The 26465-nt window shown below is 69.1% G+C and carries 22 protein-coding genes; 13 read left to right on the top strand and 9 right to left on the bottom strand.

The genetic code is table 11. The features are described 5' to 3' along the window. Positions 1-10: 10 nt before the first annotated feature. From AL072_RS33385 to ndk, 4 genes are all read right to left on the bottom strand, one after another. Positions 11-1972 carry a response regulator gene (locus tag AL072_RS33385; protein WP_082108785.1) on the bottom strand — a complete coding sequence of 654 codons (1962 nt, stop codon included), beginning with the start codon at positions 1970-1972 and terminating at the stop codon, positions 11-13. A 7-nt stretch (positions 1973-1979) separates the two neighbouring features. Then, positions 1980-4658 (bottom strand): hybrid sensor histidine kinase/response regulator, encoded by a 2679-nt coding sequence (locus tag AL072_RS10750; RefSeq protein ID WP_045580340.1) that lies wholly within the window; start codon positions 4656-4658, stop codon positions 1980-1982. A gap of 220 nt (positions 4659-4878) precedes the next feature. Continuing rightward, positions 4879-5391, bottom strand: coding sequence for a hypothetical protein (locus AL072_RS10745; protein WP_045580341.1), 513 nt, complete (start codon positions 5389-5391; stop codon positions 4879-4881). Between the two features lie 158 nt (positions 5392-5549). Continuing rightward, positions 5550-5972, bottom strand: coding sequence for a nucleoside-diphosphate kinase (ndk, locus tag AL072_RS10740; protein ID WP_045580342.1), 423 nt, complete (start codon positions 5970-5972; stop codon positions 5550-5552). 288 nt (positions 5973-6260) lie between these two features. On the opposite strand from ndk, the gene AL072_RS10735 reads away from it, so the two are divergent. The 3 genes from AL072_RS10735 to AL072_RS10725 are packed head-to-tail and all read left to right on the top strand — an operon-like array spanning position 6261 to position 9508. Then, positions 6261-8171 (top strand): ABC-F family ATP-binding cassette domain-containing protein, encoded by a 1911-nt coding sequence (locus tag AL072_RS10735; protein ID WP_045580343.1) that lies wholly within the window; start codon positions 6261-6263, stop codon positions 8169-8171. After that, positions 8168-8857: an exopolysaccharide biosynthesis protein gene (locus tag AL072_RS10730; RefSeq protein ID WP_045580344.1), complete on the top strand. Its 690-nt coding sequence runs from the start codon at positions 8168-8170 to the stop codon at positions 8855-8857. The genes AL072_RS10735 and AL072_RS10730 overlap by 4 nt, the downstream gene beginning before the upstream one ends. Before the next feature lie 39 nt (positions 8858-8896). Next, positions 8897-9508 carry a class I SAM-dependent methyltransferase gene (locus AL072_RS10725; RefSeq protein ID WP_245636655.1) on the top strand — a complete coding sequence of 204 codons (612 nt, stop codon included), beginning with the start codon at positions 8897-8899 and terminating at the stop codon, positions 9506-9508. 158 nt (positions 9509-9666) lie between these two features. Here AL072_RS10725 and AL072_RS10720 read toward each other — a convergent pair whose 3' ends face one another. The 4 genes from AL072_RS10720 to AL072_RS10705 are packed head-to-tail and all read right to left on the bottom strand — an operon-like array spanning position 9667 to position 13872. Beyond that, positions 9667-11199, bottom strand: coding sequence for a PepSY-associated TM helix domain-containing protein (locus tag AL072_RS10720; protein WP_045580345.1), 1533 nt, complete (start codon positions 11197-11199; stop codon positions 9667-9669). Positions 11200-11208: 9 nt separating this feature from the next. Continuing rightward, positions 11209-11466 (bottom strand): hypothetical protein, encoded by a 258-nt coding sequence (locus AL072_RS10715; RefSeq protein WP_045580346.1) that lies wholly within the window; start codon positions 11464-11466, stop codon positions 11209-11211. Then, positions 11463-11672, bottom strand: coding sequence for a hypothetical protein (locus tag AL072_RS10710; protein WP_045580347.1), 210 nt, complete (start codon positions 11670-11672; stop codon positions 11463-11465). Before AL072_RS10710 ends, AL072_RS10715 begins: the two co-directional genes overlap by 4 nt. Beyond that, on the bottom strand, positions 11662-13872 hold the full coding sequence (locus tag AL072_RS10705) for a TonB-dependent receptor (protein WP_052709869.1): 2211 nt from the start codon (positions 13870-13872) through the stop codon (positions 11662-11664). Before AL072_RS10705 ends, AL072_RS10710 begins: the two co-directional genes overlap by 11 nt. Before the next feature lie 683 nt (positions 13873-14555). Here AL072_RS10705 and AL072_RS10700 point away from each other — a divergent pair. The 9 genes from AL072_RS10700 (at position 14556) to AL072_RS10660 (ending at position 23313) form a co-directional block, all read left to right on the top strand. Further along, positions 14556-14948, top strand: coding sequence for a VOC family protein (locus AL072_RS10700; protein ID WP_045580348.1), 393 nt, complete (start codon positions 14556-14558; stop codon positions 14946-14948). Positions 14949-15034: 86 nt separating this feature from the next. Next, entirely contained in the window at positions 15035-15829 is a 795-nt protein-coding gene (locus AL072_RS10695) for a YdcF family protein (protein WP_060721702.1), read from the top strand. Positions 15830-15993: 164 nt separating this feature from the next. Further along, positions 15994-16965: a septal ring lytic transglycosylase RlpA family protein gene (locus tag AL072_RS10690; RefSeq protein WP_045580349.1), complete on the top strand. Its 972-nt coding sequence runs from the start codon at positions 15994-15996 to the stop codon at positions 16963-16965. A 142-nt stretch (positions 16966-17107) separates the two neighbouring features. Next, positions 17108-18295 carry a D-alanyl-D-alanine carboxypeptidase family protein gene (locus tag AL072_RS10685; RefSeq protein ID WP_045580350.1) on the top strand — a complete coding sequence of 396 codons (1188 nt, stop codon included), beginning with the start codon at positions 17108-17110 and terminating at the stop codon, positions 18293-18295. An 11-nt stretch (positions 18296-18306) separates the two neighbouring features. Next, positions 18307-18975, top strand: coding sequence for a dTMP kinase (gene tmk / locus AL072_RS10680; RefSeq protein WP_045582302.1), 669 nt, complete (start codon positions 18307-18309; stop codon positions 18973-18975). Next, positions 18972-20090, top strand: coding sequence for a DNA polymerase III subunit delta' (locus AL072_RS10675; RefSeq protein WP_045580351.1), 1119 nt, complete (start codon positions 18972-18974; stop codon positions 20088-20090). The genes tmk and AL072_RS10675 overlap by 4 nt, the downstream gene beginning before the upstream one ends. Positions 20091-20138: 48 nt before the next feature. Beyond that, complete coding sequence (metG, locus tag AL072_RS10670; protein ID WP_045580352.1) at positions 20139-21689, top strand: methionine--tRNA ligase; 1551 nt, start codon at positions 20139-20141, stop codon at positions 21687-21689. A gap of 8 nt (positions 21690-21697) precedes the next feature. Next, positions 21698-22492 (top strand): TatD family hydrolase, encoded by a 795-nt coding sequence (locus tag AL072_RS10665; protein WP_045580353.1) that lies wholly within the window; start codon positions 21698-21700, stop codon positions 22490-22492. A 41-nt stretch (positions 22493-22533) separates the two neighbouring features. Then, positions 22534-23313: an MBL fold metallo-hydrolase gene (locus AL072_RS10660; protein WP_045580354.1), complete on the top strand. Its 780-nt coding sequence runs from the start codon at positions 22534-22536 to the stop codon at positions 23311-23313. Between the two features lie 159 nt (positions 23314-23472). Here the strand turns inward: AL072_RS10660 and AL072_RS10655 are convergent, their stop codons facing one another. Next, positions 23473-24570 (bottom strand): TRAP transporter substrate-binding protein, encoded by a 1098-nt coding sequence (locus AL072_RS10655; protein ID WP_045580355.1) that lies wholly within the window; start codon positions 24568-24570, stop codon positions 23473-23475. Between the two features lie 696 nt (positions 24571-25266). On the opposite strand from AL072_RS10655, the gene AL072_RS10650 reads away from it, so the two are divergent. Next, the gene (locus AL072_RS10650; protein WP_082108788.1) at positions 25267-26439 is read left to right on the top strand and encodes an OpgC family protein; all 1173 of its coding nucleotides are present in this window, start codon (positions 25267-25269) and stop codon (positions 26437-26439) included. Positions 26440-26465: the final 26 nt, after the last annotated feature.

Raw genomic sequence — 26465 nt, 5'->3', positions numbered from 1 at the left:
GGAGGGGGCGTCATCCGTCGCCGATGCCCTTCTGCACCAGGACCAGGAAGATCTTCTCCTCCAGCTGGTCGGGCGTGAAGGGCTTGGCGATGTAGCCGCTGACATGGTGGGCAAGCGCCTTCTTCACCGCCTCCATGGTAGCGAGCGCCGTGACCATCAGGAACGGCAGGTCGCTGTTCGTCTCGCGCACCCGCTTCAACAGGTCGAGCCCGTTCAGCCGCGGCATCATCCAGTCGCAGATGATCAGGCCGTAGCCGACACCGTCCGACCGGAAACGCTCCAGCGCCTCCTGCCCGTCGGCGGCGGTGTCGACCTGCCCGATACCGAGGTCGCGCAGGACGGAGGCGACGAGCGTGCGCGGTCCCTCCTCGTCGTCGACCACCAGCACCCGCAGGGCGGCAAGGTCGATGAAGGGCACGCCGACCATGGCCAGCGACTGGCGCAGCCAGCCCGTCCGCGCCGCCCGCTCCTTCGGGCCGGGTGCGTTCAGCAGGACATGGCGGATGAAGCGCGGCCGGTGGCAATGGCGGTAGAGCACACGCGCCACCGCCAGCCGGCTCTTGCCGGTGCAGACACCCCCCTCCCCCGCCAGCCGCACCAGATCGAGCACGGCGTCGGTCGGCGGATCGTCCTTGGCCTGGATCAGCGGGGCGAGCACGCGCTGGGTACGCAGGAAGGCGTTCTGGATATCGTCCATCTGGCCGGCGAGACAGTCCCGCTCCTCCTCGGGAAAGGCGCTGGCCAGCACCATCCGCTGGACCTCGGCCAGCCCCTTCAGCTTTTCGTTGCGTTCCTTCCAGCAATCGATGAGGCGGCCGGCGAAGTCGCGGCTGTCGAAGAAGCTCCGCAGATAGACGGTCACCGCCTTGGCCGCGGTGGGCGACAGCGGCATCTTCTGCATCACGAACAGGATGCGCAGCTTCTGCACGAAGTTGCGGCCACGGGTGATCTCGGGGACGGTGTCCTCGTTGACCAGCAGGGCGGTGCGGCGCTGGAGCGCGGCTTCGGTCCGGGCGCCGCCGGCATAGCTGCCGTCACGGTCGCGCAGGCGGGCGGACAGGTCGCTCAGCGCCAGGATCTCGCGCTGGACCGCCTCGATCCCGTACATGTCGCCGGCGCTGGAAATGGTGAAGCAGGCGGGCTTGGCCATCTCGCGGCGGAAGGCGGCGGCCAGCGCCTCGCGCAGGCCCGGCATCGGCACCCGCCGCATCAGCGCGTCCAGCCGCCGGAAGACCGGCGGCGCATCCTCCGGCATCGGCCGGTCGGCGGCGATCGGCGTCACGATCAGGTCGATCAGCGTGACGAAGGGTGCGTCCCGCGCGCAGGAGGCGGTGCCGGCGTCGCTCGCCAGGATCTCGCCCAGCAGCCGTTCGAGCGGCGCCAGCGCGTCGGGATGTTCGGTCGCCTCCGCCAGCGTCAGCAGTGCTTCGGCCTTTTCGGCGAAGTTGCGGCCGACGGCGATGTGCTGCGTCACCGCGGCGTCGAGCAGGAAGCGGCCGAGGAAGCCGCCGTTGGACAGCAGCTCCGCCGCGGTGCCGACATAGGAGTCGGGCAGGAATTCCGGCGGCGGATGCTCCTTCACCCGTTCCCTGGTCAGGCGGGCCACCTCGTTGACCAGCGGCGTCAATGCGCCCTTGCGGTCCATCGCCCGTTCGGCCTGGGTCAGGATGGCGACGAAGGTCGCGGTGTTGGACAGCGCGGTCTGGTGGCGCGGATGGTGCAGCAGCTCCGTCGCCGTCAGCGCATTCTCGTCGAGGAAGCGGCGGCAGAGCCGGCCGACGCTGTCGCGACCGACCGTGGCGTAGAAGTCGGCAGGCTCGCGGCAGCCGGCGGGAATGCCGCCGTCACCTGCGTCCGGACCAGGATTGGCGGCAGGATTGGCCCCGGGATTGGCCCCGGGATTGGCCCCGGGATTGGCGGAAAGATCCGCCGCGGGATCGGCGCCCGCGGCCTGCTGGCGGTCGGAGTCCATCTCCGGCTCACACGGCCAGAAGGTCGCGCAACGCCTGGAGCAGCCGTTCCGGCGCCACCGGCTTCATCACGATCTGCCGGCCGGCCTGCGCCGTCAGCCCGGCCGCCGTCTCCTTGGAGGCGTAGCCGGTCAGGAACAGGATGGGCAGCAGCGGGTTGCGCCCCTCCAGCGCGCGGGCAAGCTCCGGCCCGTTCATCCGCGGCATCGACACGTCGCTGACCACCGCGTCGAACAGGCCGCCGGCCCCGTCGTAACGCTCCAGCGCCTCCAGCCCGTCGGCGGCCTCGGTCACGGTGCAGCCGGCCTCCTCCAGGGCAAGGCGCAGGTAGCGGCGCACCGACTCCTCGTCGTCGACCAGCAGGATCGCCGCCCCCTCGCCCTCGGCGACCTGGAGCAGGTCGGGCCCCGGAGACGCGGCCGGCGCCGCCGGGGGATCGGCGGCGGGCAGGTACACCGCGAAGGTGGCGCCGCGCCCCTCCTCCCCTTCCAGTTCGACCGCGCCGCCGGCCTGCTGGGCGGTGCCGTAGACCATCCACAGCCCGAGCCCGGTGCCCTTGCCCGGCTCCTTGGTGGTGAAGAACGGCTCCCAGATCCGGTCGCGGATCGCCGCCGGCACCCCGCCACCCTGGTCGCTTACCCGGATCGCCACATAGCGGCCGGGCTTCAGGTCGCGATGGCGGGCGAAGAAGGCGGCGTCGGGCCGCTCCACCGTCAGCGCGATGGTCAGGGTGCCGCCGTCCGGCATGGCGTCGCGACCGTTCAGCGCCAGATTCAGCAGCGCCTGGCTCAGGGTGACAGGGTTGACCAGCGCATGGGCGGTCTCGTCGCCGGCCACGATCGCCACGTCGATCCCGGCGCTGAGCAGCGGCTTCAGGAAGACGCGCAGGTCGCGCACCAGCGGGGCGACCGCCACCAGCTCGCGCTCGTCAGCGACGCGGCGGTGCGAGAAGTCGAGCAGCTGTCCGGTCAGCGCCGCCGCCCGTTCCGACGCCTTGGCGATCTCCTGCACGCAGGTCAGCACGCGGACGGGATCGGCCGGGTTGCGTTCCGCCAGACGGGCGAATCCGCCGATGGCGGTCAGCATGTTGTTGAATTCATGGGCGATGCCCCCGGCCATCCGGCCGACCGCCTCCATCTTCTGGGCCCGCTGCAGCTCGCCCTCGACCCGGCGGCGGTCGGTGATGTCGTTCAGCACCAGCAGCACCGCCGGCTCGCCGCGATACAGGGCGGGGGTAGCCCCGACCTCCAGCCGGCGGCGCTCGCCGGACGGGCGCAGCGCGGTGCATTCCAGCCGCCGTCCGCCGTCCGCCGCTGCACCGTCGGCAAGCCTGTCGTCGAAGTCGGCCCCCTCCATGCCGGCCCTTTCCATGCCGGCGGCAAGCGTCGCCTCCAGCGTGCCGCCCTCCTCCAGGAAGCCGGCCAGCGGCAGCCCTTCCAGTGCGTCGGCGGCGATGCCGAGAATCGCGGCGGCGGCGCCGTTGGCGAAGCGAATGGCGGCGCGGTCCCAGATGACGATGCCGTAGGGCGCCAGCTCCACCAGCTGCCGGTAGCGCAGCTCGCTTTCCTGCAGGGCGGTGACGGTCTGCTTCAGCCGGGCGGTCTGGCCGGCCAGCTCCTCCTCCCGCGTCTTCAGCTCGGTGATGTCCATCAGGATCTTCACCACGCCGCCGGTACCGGTGGCATGCTCGCTGATCCGGTACCAGCGGCCATCCGACAGCCGGCCGTCCACCGGGGCGGAATGCTGGAGATGGCGGGTCAGCCGCTGTTCGACCCAAGCCCCGATGTCGCCCTCGCCCTCGAAGCCGCCGCGTTCGGCCGCCGCGCGCAGGATTTCGGAAAAGTTGCGGCCGGGGGTCAGCATGTCGGCGATGGTCGGATAGGCGCGGCGATACTGCTCGTTGCAGATCAGCAGCCGGCCGTCGGCGCTGAACAGGACGAAGCCCTCGGACACGCTGTCGATGGCGTCATGCACCACCGCCTGCATGAAGCGCGCCTCCACCAGGGCCAGCGTCTCGGCGGTGGCGTCGACGCCGCAGCCGCGATAACCGCGGAACCGCCCATCGGCCCCGTGGACCGGCACAGCGCTGAGCCGCAGCACCAGATCGCGGCCGTCCACCCCCTCGAAACTAACCTCGAGTTCCTGGAAGGGCCGGCCGGCCTCGATGTCGGCACGATATTCTGCCCAGGTCGCCGCATCGTCGACCAGCGTGCCCAGGTCGAACAGCGACCAGCCGAACACCGCGCGCGGATCGCAGCCGAGCATCGCCGTCAGCCGGTCGGACAGGTAGAGGTAACGATGATCCGGCCCGGTTTCCCAGAACCAGCCGGGAGAGGCGGCGGTGAAGTCGCGGGCACGCGCACGCATCAGCGCCAGCTCGTCCCGGGCCTGGCGCAGGGCGGCGTCCGACCGGGCCAGCGCCGCGGCGGCGGTGGCGGCAGTGGCGGCGGCAGTGGAGGCGGCGCGCCGCGCGCCCCACAGCGACAGCCCGCCGGCGGCCGCCAGCGCACCGGCCGCCGGCAAGCCGGCCTGGCCGGTGGCGGTGAGTGCGAACAGCAGGCCGAAGGCGGTCAGGCCGCCCAGCACTCCCGGAAGCGAGGCGGAAAGGCGGGAGGACGGCTGGCACCGGGGCAATGACCCGCCTGAACCCGCAGTGCGGACAGGCTCGTTGGCGTCTGCAACGTCCACGGGACCTCCATCCGGCCGGAAGGGTGACGATTCGACGATGGTCCGTCGAACCAACTCCGTCTTAGAAGGTCAGGCGTTAACAGCAAGTTTCGACGCTAACGTTCCTTCCCCTTATAGGGGCGATTTTCTGCAACCATTTGCCGCAGTGCGGCGCAAGACTTGCCGGCCGCACCACTCTTACGATGGTTGGACAGTGATACCGGCCCGGCAGCGATGGCGGTCAACCGCCGATGTCGATGTCGAACTCGCCGTCGTCTTCCGGCGCACGGCCCAACAGCAGGTCGGCGGCGTCCAGGGTCAGCGCCTCGACCTCCTCGTGGCGGTCCTCCTCGGGCAGGCGCAGGGCGTGCATCACCTGGGTCGCCAGCTGGATCAGCATGGCGCGGACGCAATCGTCCTCCGGATAGTCCAGCGCCACCACGTCCTTCAGGAAGGCGCCGAGCTGGTCCGGGCTGTTCCAGGGATGGGCGATCACGGTGTCGAAGCCGCTGGTGCCGAGGAAGACGGCGTTCAGCGCGATGGCCTGCCGGTTGATGCCGTCGACGGCCTCGTCCTGGTCGAGCCGGCCGTGCAGCGCCTCGTTGAAGGCCTCCAGGCTGAGCTCGACGAACTGATGGACCAGCAGCCGCACGACCGCCTCGTCGCCGAGGTCGTTGCGCGCCTGCGGTTGGGTCAGCACCGGCAGCGGTTGCAGCAGCGCCGCGATGATCGGCTTTGCGGATTGGGATTCCATCGCGGGCAACTCCTGTCGAAAGGCGGCCCCGGCGGTCGCGGGGCGAAGGGTCCATGGCCGGCGATAGTGCCAGAGCCGGAGGCAAAACGCAAAAAAGGCCGCCTCCCGGGGGAAGCGGCCCTTCCGGCAGGTCCGGCGTGACGCCGGACCTCGAGGGATCAGCCCACCAGCTCGGTGCCGGCGAAGAAGAAGGCGATCTCCTGCGCGGCGGTCTCGGCGGCGTCCGAACCATGGACCGAGTTGGCCTCGATCGACTCGGCGAACTCCTTGCGGATGGTGCCCTCGGCGGCGTTGGCCGGGTTGGTGGCGCCCATGATCTCGCGGTTGCGGGCGATGGCGTTCTCGCCTTCCAGCACCTGCAGGACCACCGGGCCGGAGATCATGAAGGAGACCAGGTCGCCGAAGAACGGACGCTCGCGATGGACGCCGTAGAACTGCTCGGCCTGGGCCTTCGACAGCTGAACGCGCTTCTGGGCGACGATCCGCAGGCCGCCGTCCTCGAACTTGGCGTTGATCTTGCCGGTCAGGTTGCGGCGGGTGGCATCGGGCTTGATGATCGAGAGGGTCCGTTCGACGGCCATGCTGGTGACTCCTGCGGGATTGAGGCTTTTCGCCGATTGAAAAACGCTGAGGCGCCGCCGGAAGACCGGGGCGCCGGATGGGCGGCTTTATAGAGGCGCTTGCGCGGCGCGGCAAGGCGTTCGTTGAGAGGGTATCGGCGGGCCGGCCCGCGCTGCGGGCAGCGGGCGTGTCCGGGCCGTGTCCGGGCGCGGGGATGTCAAGGAGGCGGGCCGGACATGGGTCAATCGCGTGTCATCGCCCCTGCCCCGCTTCAAATCGGCGCGCCCCCGTGCTACATCCTCGCCGCTATGCTGCACATCAATGACCTGACCTTCCGCTTCGGCGGCCGAGTGTTGTTCGACCATGCGACGGCCGTCGTGTCCAAGGGGCACCGGGTGGCGCTGGTCGGGCGCAACGGCACCGGGAAATCGACCCTGCTGAAGCTGATCTCGGGCCAGCTGCAGACCGATGCCGGCGCCGTGACGCTGCCGGCCGGCATGCGGATGGGCATGGTGGCGCAGGAGGCCCCCAGCGGCCCGACCACCCTGATCGACGCCGTTCTGGCCGCCGACACCGAGCGCACCGCCCTGCTGGCGGAGGCCGAGACGGCGACCGACCCGATGCGCATCGGCGAGATCCATGCCCGCCTCGCCGACATCGAGGCGCATTCCGCCCCGTCGCGCGCGGCGCAGGTGCTGTCCGGCCTGGGTTTCGACGCCGAGGCGCAGACCCGGCCCTGCTCGGACTTCTCCGGCGGCTGGCGGATGCGCGTGGCGCTGGCCGGCGTGCTGTTCTCCCGCCCCGACCTGCTGCTGCTCGACGAGCCGACCAACCATCTGGATCTGGAAGCCACCATCTGGCTGGAAGGCTATCTGAAGAACTACCCGCACACCATCCTGCTGGTCAGCCACGACCGCGAGCTGCTGAACGCGGTGCCGACCACCACGATCCACATCGACCAGGGCAAGCTCGTCACCTACAGCGGCAACTACGACCAGTTCCTGACCCAGCGCCGCGCCAACCAGGAGCGGCTCGCCTCGATGGCCGCCAAGCAGGAGGCGCGGCGCAAGCACATGATGTCCTACGTCGACCGCTTCCGCTTCAAGGCCAGCAAGGCCCGGCAGGCCCAGAGCCGCCTGAAGCTGCTGGAGCGGATGGTGTCGGTCACGCTGATGGAGGACGATCCCGAGGTCGTCTTCAACTTCCCTCCGCCCGACGAGCTGGCGCCGCCGCTGATCGCGCTGGAGGGGGTCAGCATCGGCTATGGCGACAAGGTGATCCTGCGGCGGGTGAACCTGCGCATCGACATGGAGGACCGCATCGGCCTGCTGGGCGCCAACGGCAACGGCAAGTCGACGCTGGTCAAGCTGCTGGCCAACCGCCTGGCCCCGATGGCCGGCGAGATGCACCGCCCGTCCAAGCTGCGCATCGGCTATTTCGCCCAGCACCAGTCGGAGGAGCTGGACCTGTCGCTGACGCCGATCCAGCAGACCCAGCGCATCATGCCGCTGGCGCTGGAGGAGAAGGTGCGCGCCCATCTCGGCCGCTTCGGCTTCCCGCAGGCCAAGGCGGAAACCAAGATCGCCAACCTGTCCGGCGGCGAGAAGGCGCGGCTGCTGCTGGCGCTGATGAGCCGGGAAGTCCCGCACATCCTGATGCTGGACGAGCCGACCAACCATCTGGACATCGACAGCCGCGAGGCGTTGATCGAGGCGATCAACGATTTCCCCGGCGCGGTGATCATCATCAGCCACGACCCGCACCTGATCGAGATGACGGTGGACCGGCTGCTGCTGGTCGCCGACGGCACGGTGCAGGCCTATGACGGCGACCTGGAGGATTACAGGCGCTACCTGCTCGACCGCGCCAAGGCGGAGCGGGCGGCGGCGAAGAGCGCGGCCGGCGGCGGCACCGCCGAGCGCGATGCCGGACCCAACAAGAAGGACCAGCGCCGCGCCGCGGCGGAGGCGCGCACCGCGCTCGCCCCGCTGAAGCGCAAGGCGACCGACGCCGAGGCGCTGGTGACAAGGCTGAGCGGGGAAAAGCGCAAGATCGAGACGAAGATGTCCGATCCGGCGCTCTACACCGGCCCGGCCGAGACGCTGACCAAGCTGCAGATCGAACTCGGCACGGTGGAGAAGAAGCTGGCGACCGCGGAGGAGACCTGGCTGGAGGCGCTCGAAGCCTATGAGAGCGCCGCCGCGGAGGCCGGCGTTTGAACGCCCGCCGGCATCTGGACGACGCCGGCGGCGAAACGCTGGAGAGCGTCATCGCCCTTCCCGTCCCCTGCGAGGCGGTGGAGGAGGAGCGCACCTCCGACGTGCTGGCGCGGTTCCGCGCCAACCTGCCGGCCGGGCGGGTCACGCTGGGCGACCTGATCCAGGCGCTGGGCGACCGGTCGCTCGGCACCATCCTGCTGGCGCTGTCGCTGCCGACCATCGCCCCGGTTCCGCTCGGCGTGTCCTGCCTGTTCGACCTGCCGATCTTGCTCTACACCGCACAGCTCGCCTTCGGCCGGCGCGGGGCCGGGCTGCCCGATTGGCTGATGCGCCGGTCGATCGGCAGCCGCATGGCGGCGCGCACGCTGGATACCGCCATGCCGCGGCTGGTGTGGATCGAGCGGATGCTGAAGCCGCGCGTCCACCGGCTGGCCCGCATCGACGAGGAACGCTGGTTCGGGCTGCTGCTGTTCATCCTGACGCTGACCTGCATCGTCCCACTGCCGCTGACCGGCTGGTTGCCGGGCTTCGCCCTGGTGCTGATCTCGCTGGGACTGATCGAGCGCGACGGCGGCGCCATCGGCGTCGGGCTTGGGCTGACCGCGGCGGCCCTGGTGTTCCTGACGCTGGTCGCCAGCAGCCTGTCATACGCAGGTCATCAACTTCTGGCAGCAACCTTGCTGTAGGACGGCCGGCGGGCCGTCCCGACCCGCAGGGAGGCTGCCTTGACCGAGATCCAGACCAAGACCCAGACCGGAACCGCGCCCGCTCCGTTCGCCGAATCCTGGCTGTTCTTCCGCCGCTGGCTGGCCGACCCGTGGGCGATGGGATCGGTCGCGCCATCCTCCCGCTCGCTGCGCCGCCGCATCACCCGCGAGATCCGCTGCGAGGCGGACGAGGCCGTGGTGGAGTTCGGCGGCGGCACCGGCCCGATCACCGCCGCCATCCTGGAGTCCGGCATCCCGGCCGGCCGGCTCTACAGCTTCGAGATCGACCGCGACCTTGCCGGCCATCTGCACCGCCGCTGTCCCGGAGTCGCCGTCATCGCCGACGATTGCCGCAAGGCGCCCGAACTGCTGGGCGAGGCGCTGTGCGGCAAGGTCGGCACCGTCGTCATCGGCATTCCGATGATCACCTTCCCGCTCGCTTTCCAGCGCGAGGTTCTGGACGCCACTTTCCGCATCCTGCGGCCGGGCGGGCGCTTCCTGCTCTACAGCTTCATGCCGCACTCTCCGCTCGACCGGACGGCGCTGGGACTGCGCGGCGAGCGGCTGGGCTTCACCCTGCGCAACCTGCCGCCGGCGTCGGTGTGGGGCTACCGCCGGGCCGAAGGGTGACAGCGGCCTTGGGACCGGTCCTGATGGCGGTCGCGGCGATCGGTTCGCCGACGGCGAGGCGGCTGGTCGGCGGTCGGGCACGCTGCGTCATCGGCGTGGTATCAGGGGCGTGGTATCAGGGGCGTGGTATCAGGGGCGTGGTATCAGGGGCGGAGGCGTCATGCCGCTTCCTCCCGTGAAACGGCGCGTTCCTGCCGCTGCCGCGAGAGGGCCACGGCGGTCAGCCAGCCGGCCGTCAGCAGAGCGGTTGCATCCACCACCATCACCGCCGTCGCCCCCAACCAGGGAGCCGCCGGATGCAGCGCCAGCCGCAGCAGCGGCAGCCCGGCATAGGCAAGGGCGAGAACGAGCAGCGCCGCCCGCTCCACCACCGGCCGGCTGCGGTCCAGCCAGGGCAGGAGATAGAACAGGACGGCGGCCCCAGACGCGGCGAGCACCACGCCGCCATGGGTCGCTCCGGTCATCAGATTGTCGGCAAGCAGCAGAAGCGGCACAAGCAGATACAGCGCGTTGTTGGCGTAGAACAGCCGACGGGACAGGGTGAGCCGGTCCTGCGGACGCCCTTCATCCTTCGCACTCCGCAGCCACAGCAGCTTCATGCCGGAATCCACGATCCACAGACAGAGCACGCCGAGCAGGCAATAGACCAGCACGGTGCCGGCACCGCCGAAGCGGGCATAGTGCAAGGGCCGCAACGCGCTTTCCACCACGCCACCCCAGCCGCCGCCCTGGCCGCCGTCGCGGGAGTCGCGCACCGTGGCGATGGTGGCGTCGGCGAGGCTGCAATAGGCGCGCAGGCTGCCGGCACCCTCACCGGCCCAGGTGAGCCGGCCGCGGGGAATGCCCTCGACCATCAGCCGGTCGCCCTGCCGTTGCAGGCGCCCGATGCGGCTGTCGGGGAAGCCCTCGGCGAAGCGGTCGAGACAGAGCGACAGGCTGTCCGGCACAATGGCGGTCACGCTGCGGCCGGGAACCATGGCCTCGTCGCCATCGTCGCTCAACAGGGCGCGGGCGGCCTTCGGGCTTCCGCCCGCCTGGAGCAGCGCGTCGAGCGGCTGGCTCGCCACCTTCAGCCCGAGGATCCCGCCGCTCAGCCCCATCAGGAACAGATAGGGGATCAGCCAGAAGCCGAACCGCTTGTGCGCGTCGCTGAGGTCGATCAGACGGGACCGGCGGCGCCAGCTCCATGCCTCGACGATCACCTTGCCATGGATGAACAGGCCGGTGCCGACCAGCAGGACGATCAGGATGCCGGCCAGCCCCATCAGGAAACGTCCGTAGGGCTTGGGCAGCAGCAGGTCGGTGTGGATGCGGCGGAACAGGGAATCCGTCAGCACGCTGTTCCACTGCGCCATGACGTCGACCGCCGGGTTGACGATCAGGTTCGTCAGGGGCGCCCCCTCTCCGAAGCGGCCAGAGAAGATGAAGAAATCCCGCAGCGGCGTCGGCGCCATCATCGTCCAGTCAAGGCCGACCGCATGGCGCGACGCCACCGCCCGCAGTGCCTCGACGGCGGTCGGGATCGGCCGCCCGGCGGCCTCCGCCAGACCCGGCATCATCCAGGGGCGCACGAAGTCGGCATAGAAGGCCAGCAGCCCGGTCCACAGCGACCAGGAGATCAGCAGGCAGAACACCAGGCTGATCAGGCGATGGATCGACAGCAGGCGGGCGGAGGTCGACTGGCTTGGCATGAACCGTCCCTAAAGGCTGTTTCCAGTCTGGCGATTTCCCGGCTGGCCGTTTCCTGACCGGCCCGGCCGCGGACCGGCGACCCAGAGCATGGCGAACCAGAGGCAGGTCCAGACCACCGGCCCGGCCACCATCACGATGTGGACTCGGTCGACCCCGCCCACGCCGGCCAGCGCGCACAGGCCGGAAACCGCCGCCAGCGACAGCGGCAGCCCGGCCAGCAGGCTGGCGAGCGAGATCAGGAACACGCGGAAGGCCTGCCTGGTCATCGCCGCCGCTCCGGCCTGGGTGGTTCGCGCAGATGGGCCGTCAGCAGGCTGCCGGTCAGCCCGATCTCCATCACCGCCAGCAGCAGGCCGGCCTCACCGCCCAGGCTGGCGACCGCCAGGGCGAGCAGGACGGCCTGGAGCGCCCAGAAGACGCCCCACAGCCGCCGACGGTCGCGCCGGTCGAGCGGATGCCGCCTAGAAATCAAGGCTGATGCCGCCATAGACGGTCCGAGGCGCGCCGACCGACACGCGGTAGGTGCCGCCCGACGCGGTCAGGTACGACTTGTCGGTCAGGTTCTTGACGCCGAGATCCAGGCGGATCTTCTTCTCGCCGACCGGGATGTAGTACCAGGCGCCGGCATCGATCAGCGTGTAGCTGCCCAACTCAAACGTATGCTGGGCATCGCCGTAACGGTTGCCGACCAGGGTCGCGCCGGCACCGAAGCCGAGGCCGACCAGCGGGCTCGACGGATCCTTGAACTCGTAGCTCGACCACAGGCTGGCATTGTGGGTCGGCACGTTGGTCGGGCGGTTGCCGTCGATGCTGCGGTCGGCGCTCTCCAGCTCGGCATCGACATAGCCGACGGCGGCGCGGATGTTCCAGCCCTCCGCCGGGTTGCCGACCACCGACAGCTCGGCGCCGCGGGACTTCTGCCCGCCGGTCAGCACGGCGACGCCGTTGACGGACTCGACCACGTTGCTCTGCTTGATGTCGAACAGCGATGCGGTCATGAACAGCCGCTCGCCCATCAGGTTGACCTTGGAGCCGACCTCGTACTGGCGTCCCTTCTCGGCCGGGAAGACCTGGGTGTCGCCATTGTAGAAATTGTGCGGCTGGAAGGTGTCGGCATAGTTGGCGAAGAAGGACACCTCCTCGAACGCCTTCCACATCACGCCTGCGGTCTTGGTCAGGTTGCGGTCGACCGGGTAGGAGCCGACCGTGGTGCCGCGGCCCAGCAGGTTCTCGACGCGGGCGCTGCCCTTGGAAAGCTCGTAGCGGGCGCCCAGCGTCAGGGTCACCGTCGGCAGCAGGCTGATGTCGGCCTGGATGAAGGGGCCGAAGTCGGTCTGCTCGACCCGGCGCGCCGTCCTCGCGGTCGGCCGGGCGCTGTTGTCGGTCAGCTGCCAGCTCGCCGGGTTGGACACGGTCCCGCCGACCTGATCGGCGCCGACATAGTTGATCCAGCTTTCCTTCTGGGTGCGGTACTCAATGCCGGTCGCGAGCTTGACCGGCAGCAGCGCCTCGAACTCACCCTTGGTCTGCAGCCGGCCGAAGACGGTGTCGAGGTTGCGGTCGTCGTTGCCCTCGACCCGGCGGACCAGCAGTCCGTTCGATCGGATGCTGCGCACCTCGGTGTGGATTTCGTCGGTGCGCTCGTGGTTGTAGAACAGCTTGCCTTCCAACGTCCATTTGTCGGAATGCAGCGGGATCGAGATGTCCGCCTCGGCCTGATGGTAGGTCGAATCGCGTTTGGTGAAGTCGGCGTCGTAGCGGGTCGAGCGCGAGACGTCGGCGACGCTGCGCAGGCTGCCGCCGGCCGGGTAGGTGATGAAGCCGCGGTCGAGCGGCCGCTTGTCCTTGCTGAATTCGTAGCCCACGGTCACGCTGGCGCCGCTCGACCCGACCCAGCTCATGGTCGGGGCGAAGAACTGGCGCTGGACCAGGGTGTCGTCGCGGAAGCTGTTGCTCGACTCAGCGCTGCCGACGATGCGGTAGGCGAAATTCTCCGACAGCGGGCCGGTGCTGTCGAACATGGTCTGCCGCTCGCCATGGGAGTCGACGTTGACCTCCAGATGGTTGCGCGCCTTCCAGCTCGGCTTCTTGGTGGTGATGTTCACCAGCCCGCCCGGCGTCATCTGGCCGATGTCGGACACCGGCCCCTTGATGATCTGGATGCTCTCGATGGTGCTGGGATCGATGCGGCTGTTGCTCTTCAGGCGGACGCCGTTGCGGTAGACGTCGTCACGGCGGCGGAAGCCGCGGATGATGTAGTCCTCGCGCGTGCCGCCATAGCCGTCGTTGTTCACGACGTTGGGGAAGTAGCGGTAGACCTCCTCCATTTCCCGGGCATGCTGGTCCTGCAGAAGCTGCTCGGGAACCACGTCGATCGTGCGGGGGATCTCGGTGATGTCGCTGCTCAGCCGGCCGCCGACGTCGGTCTGGCGACTGTCGTAGCGGGCCTGCGGCGTACCGCCGACCATCAGGGTGTCGAGGACCACCGGCGCCTCGCCGTCGGCCTGGGCGGTGCCCGCCTTGGACGGTGCCGCCGTCGCCCCTGCGGTCTGGGCCGCGGCATCGCCGGCCAGCGCGACCGGTCCGGTCAGCGCAATCGCCCACAGCAGCACGGCATGCGATGCGCCGCCCTTCAGCCCGCCCCACACGGAACCGGCTTCCGGTGGATGCATACGCCCCTTCACACTCCACGTCATCTTAACGCCCCCCATAGGCACACGGCATCGGTTGCACAATCAAAATGCGATTCAGAATTAATCGCGTTATAGGCGACTGAATCCCCCACAGATCCGGTGGCCGGCATGTCCGCGCCAGCCCTTGTCGTCCCTTTTCACTGAACGGCGTCGAGCACGTTGCGCAGGCTCAGCGGCAGCATATCGGTCCAGGCGCGCCCGATATGGGCATGACGATCGACCTTGCTACCCTCCATCCCCCCCTGCCCGCCATCCGACGGATAAGCGGTCTATAGGCCGGCCAGATCGAGTGTCGCTCTTCATCGTTGATGACACATGGCAAACACTGATCGGCATCAGCCCATGCAATTTCACACATCCAAAGCGGGATTGGTGCCCAAAAACGATATACAGCGGTTGACCCGCAACATACTCGGGCACGCCTGAATTACAATATTGAAAATGATTCTTAGTCTCATAATTAAATGCGAGATACAACCAAACATTGGCCGTATTTGCCACATCATCCACGGCCCCGTCAGCCCCGAAGCCAAGAGCTTTGGCCAAGAGCTTTGGCGGCATGGGCCGCCGCCGCGCCGGTCGGCGCGGATAGCAGCGGTCATCATCAATCACCGCTGGTATAAGGTGTCCCGCCCCGTCACCCGAACCCATCGGGAGTTCCCATGAAATTCGGCTACACCATCCTCTATGTCCCCGACGTCGCCGCCTCGCTCGCCTTCTTCGAGACGGCGTTCGGCCTGACCCGCCGCTTCCTCGCCGAGACCGGCGATTACGGCGAACTGGACACCGGCGCCACCACGCTGTCCTTCGCCAGCCAGGATCTGGCCCTGTCGCATCATCCCGCCGGCTATGTGTTCGCCAGTGCCAGCGACAGGCCGCTGGGCGTCGAAATCGCCCTGGTCACCGGCGACGTGGAGGCGGCGCACGCCACCGCGCTCGCCGCTGGCGCCACCGAACTGGCGCCGCCCAAGGCCATGCCCTGGGGACAGGTCGTGTCCTTCGTCCGCTGCCCCGACGGCACGCTGGTCGAGCTGTGCACGCCGGTCGGCGGCTGACCAAATCTCCGGGCTGACACCGTTGCCCGACGTCAACCGCCCCGCCTATGCTCGCCCCTCCCGTCCACGGCCGAGGATGACTCCCGGTGCTGTCCTTCATCCTGTCGAAGCTGCTGTGGGGACTCGTGGCGCCGGGCAATGCGCTGGTGCTGGCGGTGGTGCTGGGCGCGCTGCTGCTGCGGACGCGGCGCTGGCAGCGGGCCGGGCGGCGGCTGGTCACGCTGGCGGCGATGGCGTTGCTGCTGGTCACCTATACCGGGCTCGGCGCCCTGGTCGCGCTGCCGCTGGAGAACCGCTTTCCCCGGAGCGAACCGGAGGGCCGCATCGACGGCATCGTCATGCTGGGCGGCGCGGTCAACCCGCCGATCACCGCCGACCGCGGCGACCCCTCGCTCAACGACGCCGCCGAGCGGGTGCTGGCCTTCGCCGATCTGGTCCGCCGCCATCCGGAGGCCAAGGCGGTCTTCACCGGCGGCTCCGGCCGGCTGCTCGGGCAGGAGTACAAGGAGGACATCTCCGCCCGCGCCGCCCTGCTCCAGGCCGGCATTCCCGAGGGCCGCGTCGTCTACGAGGCGATGTCGCGCAACACCTGGGAAAACGCAGTGTTCGCCAAGGAGATGGTGAAGCCGGCAGCGGGGGAGCGCTGGATCCTCGTCACCTCGGCGATGCACATGCCGCGGTCGGTCGGCATCTTCCGCGCGGTCGGCTGGGAGGTCGTGCCCTATCCGGTCGACTACCGCACCCGGCACGATGCCAAGCCCTATCTGCGGTTCGAGTTCGCGCACAATCTGGTCATCCTCGACGATGCGGTGCGCGAGTGGATCGGCCTCGCCGCCTACCGGCTGATGGGCCGCACCGGCGAGCTGTTCCCGGCTCCCTGAGGCAGCCGGGCCGACGGGGGCGGGAGGCGGCGGCCGGGCTGTGTCATCGTGTCCGCGACCCGTTCGCAGCCATTGGCGTGGCCGTGCCACTCCGCTAGAGTGCCGCCGCTCCGGCGGTCCGTCCGGGGCGTACGGCACGGTCCGGGGAACGAGGGGTTTGGCGGATGCGTCGCTGGCGCGGGGTGAGCAGGGTGGTCGTGCTGATCGGCGTGGCGGCGCTGGCCGCCTGCGCGCAGAAGCCCGCCGGCACCAACACCGGCCTGCCGACCAGCGGCATCTACAAGGTGGGCAAGCCCTACCAGATCAACGGTGTCTGGTATTATCCCAAGGAAGATTACGGCTATGACGAGACCGGCATCGCGTCCTGGTACGGCCCCGGCTTCCATGAGAAGACCACCGCCAACGGCGAGATCTACGACCAGAACGAGCTGACCGCCGCCCATCGGACCCTGCCGATGCCGAGCCTGGTGCGCGTCACCAACCTGGACAACGGGCGCGCCGTCGTGGTGCGGATCAATGACCGCGGCCCCTATGCCAACGGCCGCGTCATCGACATGTCGCGCCGCGGCGCCCAGCTGCTGGGCTTCGACGGCCCCGGCACCGCCAAGGTCCGCGTGCAGATCCTGGCGGAGGAAAGCCGCGCCATCGCCGCCGCCGCGCGCCAGGGCACCCCCGCCCCGCTGCTGGCGGAGCTGGACGGCCCGCCGCCGAAGGCCGCCCCGCGCGGCCGGATCGAGGTCAGCGGCCCGGCCGGGCCGGTGACGATGCCCGGCGGCTCGACCGGGACCGCCCGGCCGCCCACCGTCGGCGCCCCGGTGCCGCCGCCCGCGACCCTGGCCGGCAGCATGTCGGAGGGCCGCTTCGTGCCGGCCCCGGTGGTGGCGCAATTGCCGGTGCAGGGGCACGACGCCATCTATGTTCAGGTCGGCGCCTATGGCAGCGAGGAGAATGTCGCCAAGGCCCGCGCCCGGCTGTCCGCCATCGGCCAACGCGCCAGCATCAGCCGGACGCGGTCGGCCGGAATGACCCTTCAACGCGTCCGGGTCGGTCCGCTCGACAGCGTGGACCGCGCCGACGCCCTGCTCAACCAGATCATTCAGGCCGGCCTTACGGAGGCCAAAATCGTGGTGGATTGATCCGGGCGAGCCCGTCCCACCCGACCGCTCCGCCGGACGTCCATGGCCCGAAGCCAATGGCCCGACGCCGATGACCCGGCGCCGATGGCCCGACGCCCATAGCGGAGCGCCTGTTACCGAGTGTCCTTGGAGGATTGTTGCCATGAACGCTGTTGTCGTCCGCCTGTGCGCCGTTTTCGGCCGTTCCGTCGCCGCCGCGGCCGGGATAGCCATGATGGCCGGGGCCACGATAGCCGCCGGCGCCGCCGACGCCCGGGCGGCGACGCTGGACACCATCGCCAAGCAGGCGATCCTGCTCGATCTGACCTCGAACACCGTCCTGTTCGAGAAGAACGCCGACGAGCGCATGGCGCCCTCGTCGATGAGCAAGATCATGACCGGCTACATGGTGTTCGAGGCGCTGAAGAGCGGCCGCCTGTCGCTGGACAGCACCCTGCCGGTCAGCGAACGCGCCTGGCGCATGCAGGGCTCCAAGATGTTCGTGGAGCTGCACAACAACATCAAGGTCGACGACCTGATCAAGGGCATGATCGTCCAGTCCGGCAACGACGCCTGCATCGTGCTGGCCGAGGGGCTGTCAGGCTCGGAGAGCGCCTTCGCCGAGCAGGCGAACCGCCGGGCCAGGGAGCTGGGGCTGAAGGCCAGCAACTTCGCCAACTCCACCGGCTGGCCCGACCCCAACCACTATATGACCGCCCGCGACCTCGCGCTCCTGGCCGAGCATCTGATCAAGGAATTCCCGGAATATTACCGGTATTACTCGATCCGGGAGTTCAAGTACCACGGCATCAACCAGGGCAACCGCAACCCGCTGCTGTACCGCGGCATGGATGTCGACGGCATGAAGACCGGCCACACCGATGCCGGCGGCTACGGCCTGACCGCGTCGGGCGAGCGCGAGGGGCGCCGGCTGCTGCTGGTGGTCAACGGCCTGCCCAGCATGCAGGCGCGCGCCGACGAATCGGCCCGGCTGCTGGAATGGGGCTTCCGCGAGTTCGCGTCCTACACGCTCTACAAGGGCGGCGAGACGATCGAGCAGATCCCCGTCTGGCTGGGCGAGCGCGAGACGGTTCCGGTCACCGTGCCGCAGAATCTGAGCGTCACCATGGCCCGCACCGACCGCCCCGGCATGAAGGTGTCGCTGATCAGCAACTCCCCGGTGGCCGCGCCGATCAAGAAGGGCGACACCGTCGGCAAGCTGGTGATCTCCGCCCCCGGCTTCCCGGGCAAGGAGGTGCCGGTGGTGGCCGCCCAGGACGTGCCGAAGGCCGGCATCTTCGGCCGCGCCTTCGCCGCCGCCAAGTATCTCGTGTTCGGCAACAGCCTGTGACCGGGACGACGATGACCGCCTCCGCGGCCTCTGCGGACCGTGGCCGCTTCATCACGCTGGAAGGCGGCGAGGGTGCGGGCAAGTCGACGCAATTGCGCCGGCTGGCCGACTCCCTGCGCGAGACCCTGCGTGCCCGCGGCGCCGATCTGGTGACGACGCGCGAGCCGGGCGGGTCGCCGGGGGCCGAGGAAATCCGCGGCCTGCTGGTGACCGGCGAAACCGGCCGCTGGAGCCCGGTGACCGAGGCGCTGCTGCACACCGCCGCCCGCCGCGACCATCTGGAGCGCACCGTCTGGCCGGCGCTGGAGGCCGGGCGCTGGGTTCTGTGCGACCGCTTCTTCGACAGCACCATGGCCTATCAGGGCTACGGGCTCGGGCTCGGGCGCGAGCTGGTGGAGACTTTGCAACGGGCGGCGCTGGGTGGCTTCCGCCCCGACCTGACGCTGATCCTCGACATCGAGGTCGAGACGGGACTGCGCCGCGCCGCGTCGCGCCATGGCGGCGAGGACCGTTACGAGCGGATGGACATCGGATTCCACCAGCGGCTGCGCGACGGCTTCCTCGACATCGCCCGCCGCGAGCCGGAGCGCTGCGCGGTGATCGACGCCGATGCCGATCCCGACACCGTCCAGGCGCGGATCCGGGACGCGGTGTCCGCCCGGCTGGGGCTGCGGTCGTGAGCAAGGCACGCGGCACCGCGGCCGCCGCGCCGGAGGCGGAGGAGACGCTGGCCCCGCGCCGCAATCCCGACCTCGCCGGCCATGACGAGGCCGAACGGCTGCTGCTGGAGGCCTGGAATTCCGGCCGGCTGCCGCATGCCTGGCTGATCGGCGGCACCCCCGGCGTCGGCAAGGCGACGCTGGCCTTCCGCTTCGCCCGCTTCGTCCTGGCGCAGGAACCGCATGGCGACAGCCTGTTCGGCGGGGCCGCTCCGGTGACGTCGCTGCACATCCCGCCTGAGCATCCGGTGTTCCGCCGGGTCGCGTCGGGCGGCCATGCCGACCTGCTGACGGTGGAACGCCAGCGCGACGAGAAGAAGGACCGGCTGAAACGCGACATCGCCGTCGACGACGTGCGCAAGATCGGCCCCTTCCTGCGCCGCACCTCCTCGGAAGGCGGCTGGCGCGTTGCGGTGATCGATGGCGCCGACCGCATGAACCTGAGCGGCCTGAACGCCATCCTGAAGATCCTGGAGGAGCCGCCGCCCGGCGCCCTGCTGCTGCTGGTCAGCGACAATCCGGGCGGCATGCTGCCGACCATCCGCTCGCGCTGCCGCAAGCTGACGCTGAAGCCGCTGGAAGAGGACGCCGTCGTCGCGCTGCTGGGGCAGCACCGCCCCGACATCGCCGAAGAGGACCGCGCCGCGCTCTCCCGCCTGTCGGAGGGCAGCGTCGGCCGCGCCATCGATCTGGCCGATGCCGGCGGGCTGGCGCTCTACCGCGAGATGGTCGGGCTGCTCTCCGCCCTGCCCCGCCTCGACATCGCCGCCGCCCACGCCTTCGCCGACAAGCTGACCCGCAAGCAGGATGACGGGCTGTACGAGACGGCAACCGAGTTGCTGGTCTGGTGGCTGGCCCGCTTCGCCCGTTCGCTCGCCCGGGGGGCCTGGCCGGCGGAGGTGGTGGCGGGCGAGGCCGCGCTGATGACCCGGCTGGCCAACGCCCGCGGTCTTGAACGTTGGGTGGAGGTGTGGGAAAAGGTTCAGCGTCTTTTCGCGCGCGCGGAATCCGCGAACCTGGATCGCAAGCAGGTGCTCCTGAACGCCCTGGCGGCGCTGGAAACGGCCGCCGCCTAGCGTCGGTCCACCTGCCGGGTAACCTTGATTGGAAAGAAAGTGCCGCAAATGGCCGGGCCGAAGACCTTCTACCTGACGACGCCGATCTATTACGTGAACGACGTGCCGCACATCGGCCACGCCTACACGACGCTTGCCTGCGACGTCCTCGCCCGGTTCATGCGGCTCGACGGCTATGACGTGAAGTTCCTGACCGGCACCGACGAGCATGGCCAGAAGGTGGAGAAGTCGGCGGAGAAGGCCGGCATCCCGCCGCAGGATTTCACCGACCGGGTGTCGCAGAACTTCCGCGATCTCGTGTCGCTGATGAATTATTCCAACGACGACTTCATCCGCACCACCGAGCCGCGCCATGTCGCGTCGGTGCAGGCGCTGTGGACGGTGCTGAAGGACAAGGGCGAGATCTATCTCGGTTCCTATGCCGGCTGGTATTCGGTCCGCGACGAGGCCTTCTACGGCGAGGACGAGCTGACCACCAGCCCGGCCGGCAAGAAGATCGCCCCGACCGGCGCCGAATGCGAGTGGGTGGAGGAGCCGTCCTACTTCTTCAAGCTCTCGGCCTGGCAGGACCGGCTGATCGCGTTCTATGAGGCGAACCCGGATTTCATCGCCCCGGCCGGCAAGCGCAACGAGGTGATGGCCTTCGTCAAGTCGGGGCTGAAGGATCTGTCGGTCAGCCGCACCACCTTCAAGTGGGGCATCCCGGTGCCGGGCGACGACGCCCACATCATGTATGTCTGGCTCGACGCGCTCGCCAACTACATCACCGCCGTCGGCTATCCCGACACGACCGGCGAGTATGCCAAGTATTGGCCGGCCGACCTGCACATGGTCGGCAAGGACATCCTGCGCTTCCACGCCGTCTATTGGCCGGCCTTCCTGATGGCCGCCGGGCTGGAGCCGCCGCGCCGCGTCTTCGCCCATGGCTGGTGGACGATCGAAGGCCAGAAGATGTCGAAGTCGCTCGGCAACGTCATCGCGCCGGAAACGCTGGTCGACACCTACGGCCTCGACCAGACGCGCTATTTCCTGCTGCGCGAGGTGCCGTTCGGCAATGACGGCGACTTCTCGCACAAGCAGATGGTCAACCGGATCAACGGCAACCTCGCCAACGATTACGGCAACCTCGTGCAGCGCGTGCTGTCGATGATCGGCAAGAACTGCGGTGCCGCCGTGCCGGTGCCGGGCGCCTTCACCGAGGCGGATAACGCGCTGCTCGGCGCCGCCTACGGCATGCTCGACATCGTGCGGGCGGAGATCAAGGCGCAGGCCTTCCACAAGGCGCTCGACGCCATCTGGGCGGTGGTCGGCGACGCCAACCGCTATGTCGACGAACAGGCCCCGTGGGCGCTGAAGAAGACCGACCCGGCGCGCATGGCGACCGTGCTCTATGTGCTGGCCGAGACGATCCGCCATCTCGCCATCCTGACCCAGCCGGTGATGCCGGACGCCTCTGCCCGCATCCTCGATTTGCTGGCGCTGGGGCCGGACGCGCGTGGCTTCGGCAGCTTCGGGCCGTCGGGCGCGCTGGCCGCCGGCACGCCGCTGCCGTCGCCGCAGGGCGTCTTCCCGCGTTACGTCGAAGAACCCAAGGCCTGAGTTCCGGAATGCTCGTCGACAGCCATTGCCATCTCGACTTCCCCGATTTCGCCGAGGAGCTGGACGCGGTCGTCGACCGCGCCCGGCAGGCCGGCATCGGACGGATGGTCACCATCTGCACCTACATCAGCCGTTTCGACCGCATCCTGGCGGTGGCGGAGCGCTATGACGACATCCTCTGCACGGTGGGCGTCCATCCCCACCAGGCGGCGGAGGAGTTCGCCATCACCACGACCGAAAGGCTGGTGGAGCTGTCGCGCCACCCCAAGGTGATCGGGCTGGGCGAGACGGGGCTCGATTACTTCTATGACAAGAGCCCGCGCGACCAGCAGCAGGAGTGCTTCCGCCGGCACATCCGTGCCAGCCTGGAAACCGGCCTGCCGCTGATCGTCCATACCCGCGATGCCGACGACGACACCATGCGCATCGTCAAGGAGGAGTCCGCCGGGCAGACGGTGAAGGGGCTGCTGCACTGCTTCAGCTCCGGCCGCGCCCTGGCGGAAGAGGCGCTGGAGTACGGCTTCACCCTGTCGCTGTCGGGGATCGTCACCTTCAAGAAGTCGGAGGAACTGCGCGCCATCGTGAAGGACGTGCCGCTCGACCGCATCCTGGTGGAGACCGACGCGCCCTATCTCGCGCCGATCCCCTTCCGCGGCAAGCGCAACGAGCCGGCCTATGTCACCCACACCGCGGCCTGCGTCGCCGAGGTGAAGGGGGTCACGGCGGCGGAACTGGCGCGGGCCACCACCGAGAATTTCTTCCGCCTGTTCGACAAGGCCACCATCGACACGGCGGCTGCATGAGTGTGGACGGCGCATCACCCGGCCCGGACGGCGGTGGGTCGATGCGCGTGACCATTCTTGGCTGCGGCGGGTCGCGCGGGGTGCCGGTGATCGCCGGGGTGCCCGGCGGCCAGTGGGGCCGTTGCGATCCGGCCAATCCGAAAAACCGGCGGATGCGCCCGTCGGTGCTGGTCGACCAGGGCGGCGTCTCCGTCCTGGTCGACAGCTCGCCCGACCTGCGGCAGCAGTTGCTCGACAGCGGCTGTGCCCGGTTGGACGCCGTGCTGTGGACCCACCAGCATGCCGACCATTGCCACGGCATCGACGAGCTGCGCGAGATCTGCCGCCAGATGCATGCCCCGATCGACGCCTATGGCTGGGATGAGCATCTGCGCGACATCGAGGTCCGCTTTCCCTATTGCTTCGACCCGCTGCCGGACGGCTATCCCTTCTACCGGCCGGTGCTGAAGGCGCACCGGATCGACGGGCCGTTCACGGTGAAGGGGCTAAAGATCACGCCGTTCGAGCAGGACCACGGCTATATGCGGACGGTCGGCTACCGCTTCGGCGGCTTCGCCTATTCGACCGACGTGGTGCGGCTGGACGAGCGGGCCTTCGAGGCCCTGGCCGGGGTGGAGACCTGGGTGGTCGATTGCGGCCGGCTGGAGCCGCCGCATCCGGTGCATGCGCATCTGGCGCTGACGCTGGAGTGGATCGAGCGGGTGCAGCCGCGGCGGGCCTACCTGACCCACATGGACAACAGCATGGATTACGACAGCCTGCGCCGCATCCTGCCGGCGGGTGTCGAGCCGGCTTACGACGGGCTGGTGATCGAGGTGTGAAGGGGGATGCCCCCACCCTTCCCATGGCGATGCCATGGGCCCCTTCCCTCCCCCGCCTTCGGCAGGAGAGGGAGGAGAGCAGAGAGCGGCGGCAGTTCCCTCTCCCGCCGAAGGCGGGGGAGGGTTAGGGAGGGGGCAAAAACCTGAAGCAGACTGCCCTTACTTCTTCCTCTCAAGCGGCGGGGCCGCGTAGATGAAGCGGTCGAAGCTGTACTCGGCGACGCGGAACCACAGATATTCCTCCTCGCGGAACTTCTTCCACGCCTCGTAGACCTTGCGGAACTTCTCGTTCTTCGCGGCCTCGTCCTCATAGACCTCGATGGCGGCCTGATAGCAGGCCTGCATCACCTCGTTCGGGAAGGGGCGAAGCTGAGTGCCGGCGGCGACCAGACGCTTCAGCGCGGTCATGTTCTGGACGTCGTACTTGCCCAGCATGTCGAGCGTCGCGTCGGCGCAGGCCGCCTGCAGCGCCGCCTTGTAGGCCGGCGGCAGGGACTCGTACTTCTCCTTGCCGAACAGCATGGAGACCTGCGGGCCGCCTTCCCACCAGCCGGGATAGTAGTAATACTTGGCGACCTTGTGGAAGCCGAGCTTCTCGTCGTCATAGGGGCCGACGAACTCGGCGCCGTCGATGGTGCCCTTCTCCAGCGCCGGATAGATGTCGCCGCCGCCGATCTGCTGCGGCACGACGCCCAACTTGGCCATGATGGTGCCGGCATAGCCGCCGATGCGGAACTTCAGGCCCTTCAGGTCGTCGACGGTCTTGATTTCCTTGCGGAACCAGCCGCCCATCTGGGTGCCGGTGTTGCCGGCGCCGATGGCGACCAGATTATGGCCGGCGAAGAACTCGGCCATCAGCTCCTTGCCGCCGCCATGGGTCATCCAGGCGTTCTGCTGGCGGGCGTTCAGACCGAACGGCATCGCCGCGTCGAAGGCGAAGGTCGGATCCTTGCCGACATAATAGTAGGAGACGGTGTGGCCGCACTCGATCGTGTTGTCCTTGACCGCATCCAGCACCTGGAGCGCCGGCACGATCTCGCCAGCCGCGAAGACGCGGATCTGGAACTTGCCGTCGGTCAGCTCGGCCACGCGCTTGGCCACGAACTCCGCACCGCCATAGATGGTGTCGAGGCTCTTGGGAAAGCTGGAGGCGCAGCGCCACTTGATTTCGGGCGCCGTCTGCGCGATGGCGGGGGCCGCGAGCGTGCTGGCAGCGACGCCCACACCGGCGGAGGTCAGAAATGCACGACGTTTCATCAAGAAGCTCCCTTGTCCATTCTCTGTTCAGCGTTTTTGTCGTTATGCGTTCTTATCGCTTTGCATTCACAGCGCCGGCCCGGCTGTTCGCCGGCCCGGACCCGGCCGCACCAAATCCCTCACGGGACCGGACAGCGCCGGGTGAGCGGGGAAAGTGGGAATGGTTTGGAATGCACGCTCGACCAACCCGGACGGCGCACCGAGGGAAACCGCGGACGGGCGGGCGGGCGCCAGCGCAAGGGCACCCCCACCGGTCACGCGGTTTCCGACGTCGATGTGCGTTTCCTCCCGTCCATCCGGGCTTGCCGCCGGCCTTGTCGGCCGATCCGTCCCAGCTTTCTTTTGCTTGCCGGATTATGCAGGAAGCAAATGGTCGCAATCAAGCACGAAGCGGAATTGAATATAGTATTTCAGAGGTTTAAGGCTGCGACGCGAAGCCGCGGCAGGGCATCGGCCCCGATGCTGCGCACGGCCGGCGCGACGGCGCGTCCCGCCCGCCCCGCCGCCTCCGTACAACCCGCCGGGCGCTCGCAATCGCCGGCAGGCTCCCCATCTCTTTCGCACCGGCGAACCCTGCTCCCGGCAGCCATCCGCCGCGGCGCAGGAAAAACGCCGTGCCCCGGCCGGAAGCGATGAAACCGGGACCGGGCCGGGGTGTTGACGATGACAGGGCGGCCATTCGCAGGTTGAACGACCATGACCGACGCAAGCATGGCAGACGAGGCGAAGGGGGCGGCGGCACGCGATCTGCGGCTCGACTTCTTCCGCGGGCTCGCCCTGTGGTTCATCTTCGTGAACCACATCCCGGCGAACCAGATCTCATGGGCGACGCCGCGGAATTTCGGGCTGAGCGACGCCACCGAGATCTTTGTCTTCATCTCCGGCTACACCGCGGCCCTGGTCTATGGCCGGACACTGCAGGGACAGGGGCTGCCGATGGCGGGGGCGCAGGTGCTGCACCGCTGCTGGTCGCTCTACGTCACCTACATCATCCTGTTCTTCGCCTTCACCGCCCAGATCGCCTACACCGCCCGCGCCTTCGACAGCCCGCTGTTCGCCGAGGAGATGGGCATCGCAGGCTATTTCCAGGATCCGGTGGGCGCCCTGACCCAGGCGCTGCTGCTGAAGTTCCGCCCGGCGAACCTCGACGTGCTGCCGCTCTACATCGTGCTGCTGCTGGCCTTCCCGCTGCTGCTGCCGGCCCTGCGCAGCCGGCCGCTGGCGGTGCTGGCCGGGTCGGCCGCGCTCTATGGCGCCGCCCGGCACTGGGGCTGGAACCTGCCGACCTATCCGGATGGCGGCGTCTGGTACTTCAACCCCTTCACCTGGCAGTTCCTGTTCGTGCTCGGCGCCGTGCTGCAGGGCCGGCCCGACCTGCGCGCCGCGGCGACCCGCTTCCGCCGGCCGGTGGCGCTGGCGGCGGCGGCGGTCCTGCTGGCGAGCCTGTTCCTGGCGCTGTCCTGGAAGTTCGCCCCGCTCCACGCGCTGATCCCGGTCGCGCTGACCGAGATCCTCTACCCCATCAGCAAGACCGACCTCGACCCGCTCCGGCTGCTCCATTTCTTCGCGCTGGCCTATCTCGTCCTCCGGCTGGTGCCCGCCGACGCGCCCTGGCTGGGCGGGACGCTGGCCGCCCCGGTGCTCGATTGCGGGCGGCAGTCGCTGCCGGTGTTCTGCCTGGGCGTGCTGCTGTCCTTCGCCGGGCAGACGGTGCTCGTCCATGTCAGCGGCTCGCTTTCCGCCCAGTTCCTTGTTACCGTGCTCGGCATCGCCGCGATGGTGCTGCTGGCCCGTTTCCTGGGCTGGTACCGCTCTGCCGGACGGGTCCGCCGCCCCAAGGCCGCGTCCGCCGGAAAGCTGAGCGCATGAGCGGTGCCAGGAGCGCGCGCGTAAGG

This window comes from Azospirillum thiophilum (assembly GCF_001305595.1).
Classification (GTDB): domain Bacteria; phylum Pseudomonadota; class Alphaproteobacteria; order Azospirillales; family Azospirillaceae; genus Azospirillum; species Azospirillum thiophilum.
This window is presented reverse-complemented; position numbering and strand designations above follow the sequence as displayed.

Coding starts and splice junctions, on each gene's coding strand:
- AL072_RS10700 (WP_045580348.1), top strand. CDS start 14,556: ATGAAATTCGGCTACACCATCCTCTATGTCCCCGACGTCGCCGCCTCG.
- AL072_RS10665 (WP_045580353.1), top strand. CDS start 21,698: ATGCTCGTCGACAGCCATTGCCATCTCGACTTCCCCGATTTCGCCGAG.
- AL072_RS10655 (WP_045580355.1), bottom strand. CDS start 24,570: ATGAAACGTCGTGCATTTCTGACCTCCGCCGGTGTGGGCGTCGCTGCC.
- AL072_RS10720 (WP_045580345.1), bottom strand. CDS start 11,199: ATGCCAAGCCAGTCGACCTCCGCCCGCCTGCTGTCGATCCATCGCCTG.
- ndk (WP_045580342.1), bottom strand. CDS start 5,972: ATGGCCGTCGAACGGACCCTCTCGATCATCAAGCCCGATGCCACCCGC.
- AL072_RS10690 (WP_045580349.1), top strand. CDS start 15,994: ATGCGTCGCTGGCGCGGGGTGAGCAGGGTGGTCGTGCTGATCGGCGTG.
- AL072_RS10715 (WP_045580346.1), bottom strand. CDS start 11,466: ATGACCAGGCAGGCCTTCCGCGTGTTCCTGATCTCGCTCGCCAGCCTG.
- metG (WP_045580352.1), top strand. CDS start 20,139: ATGGCCGGGCCGAAGACCTTCTACCTGACGACGCCGATCTATTACGTG.
- AL072_RS10685 (WP_045580350.1), top strand. CDS start 17,108: ATGAACGCTGTTGTCGTCCGCCTGTGCGCCGTTTTCGGCCGTTCCGTC.
- AL072_RS10650 (WP_082108788.1), top strand. CDS start 25,267: ATGACCGACGCAAGCATGGCAGACGAGGCGAAGGGGGCGGCGGCACGC.
- AL072_RS10745 (WP_045580341.1), bottom strand. CDS start 5,391: ATGGAATCCCAATCCGCAAAGCCGATCATCGCGGCGCTGCTGCAACCG.
- AL072_RS10660 (WP_045580354.1), top strand. CDS start 22,534: ATGCGCGTGACCATTCTTGGCTGCGGCGGGTCGCGCGGGGTGCCGGTG.
- tmk (WP_045582302.1), top strand. CDS start 18,307: ATGACCGCCTCCGCGGCCTCTGCGGACCGTGGCCGCTTCATCACGCTG.
- AL072_RS10735 (WP_045580343.1), top strand. CDS start 6,261: ATGCTGCACATCAATGACCTGACCTTCCGCTTCGGCGGCCGAGTGTTG.
- AL072_RS10705 (WP_052709869.1), bottom strand. CDS start 13,872: ATGCATCCACCGGAAGCCGGTTCCGTGTGGGGCGGGCTGAAGGGCGGC.
- AL072_RS33385 (WP_082108785.1), bottom strand. CDS start 1,972: ATGGACTCCGACCGCCAGCAGGCCGCGGGCGCCGATCCCGCGGCGGAT.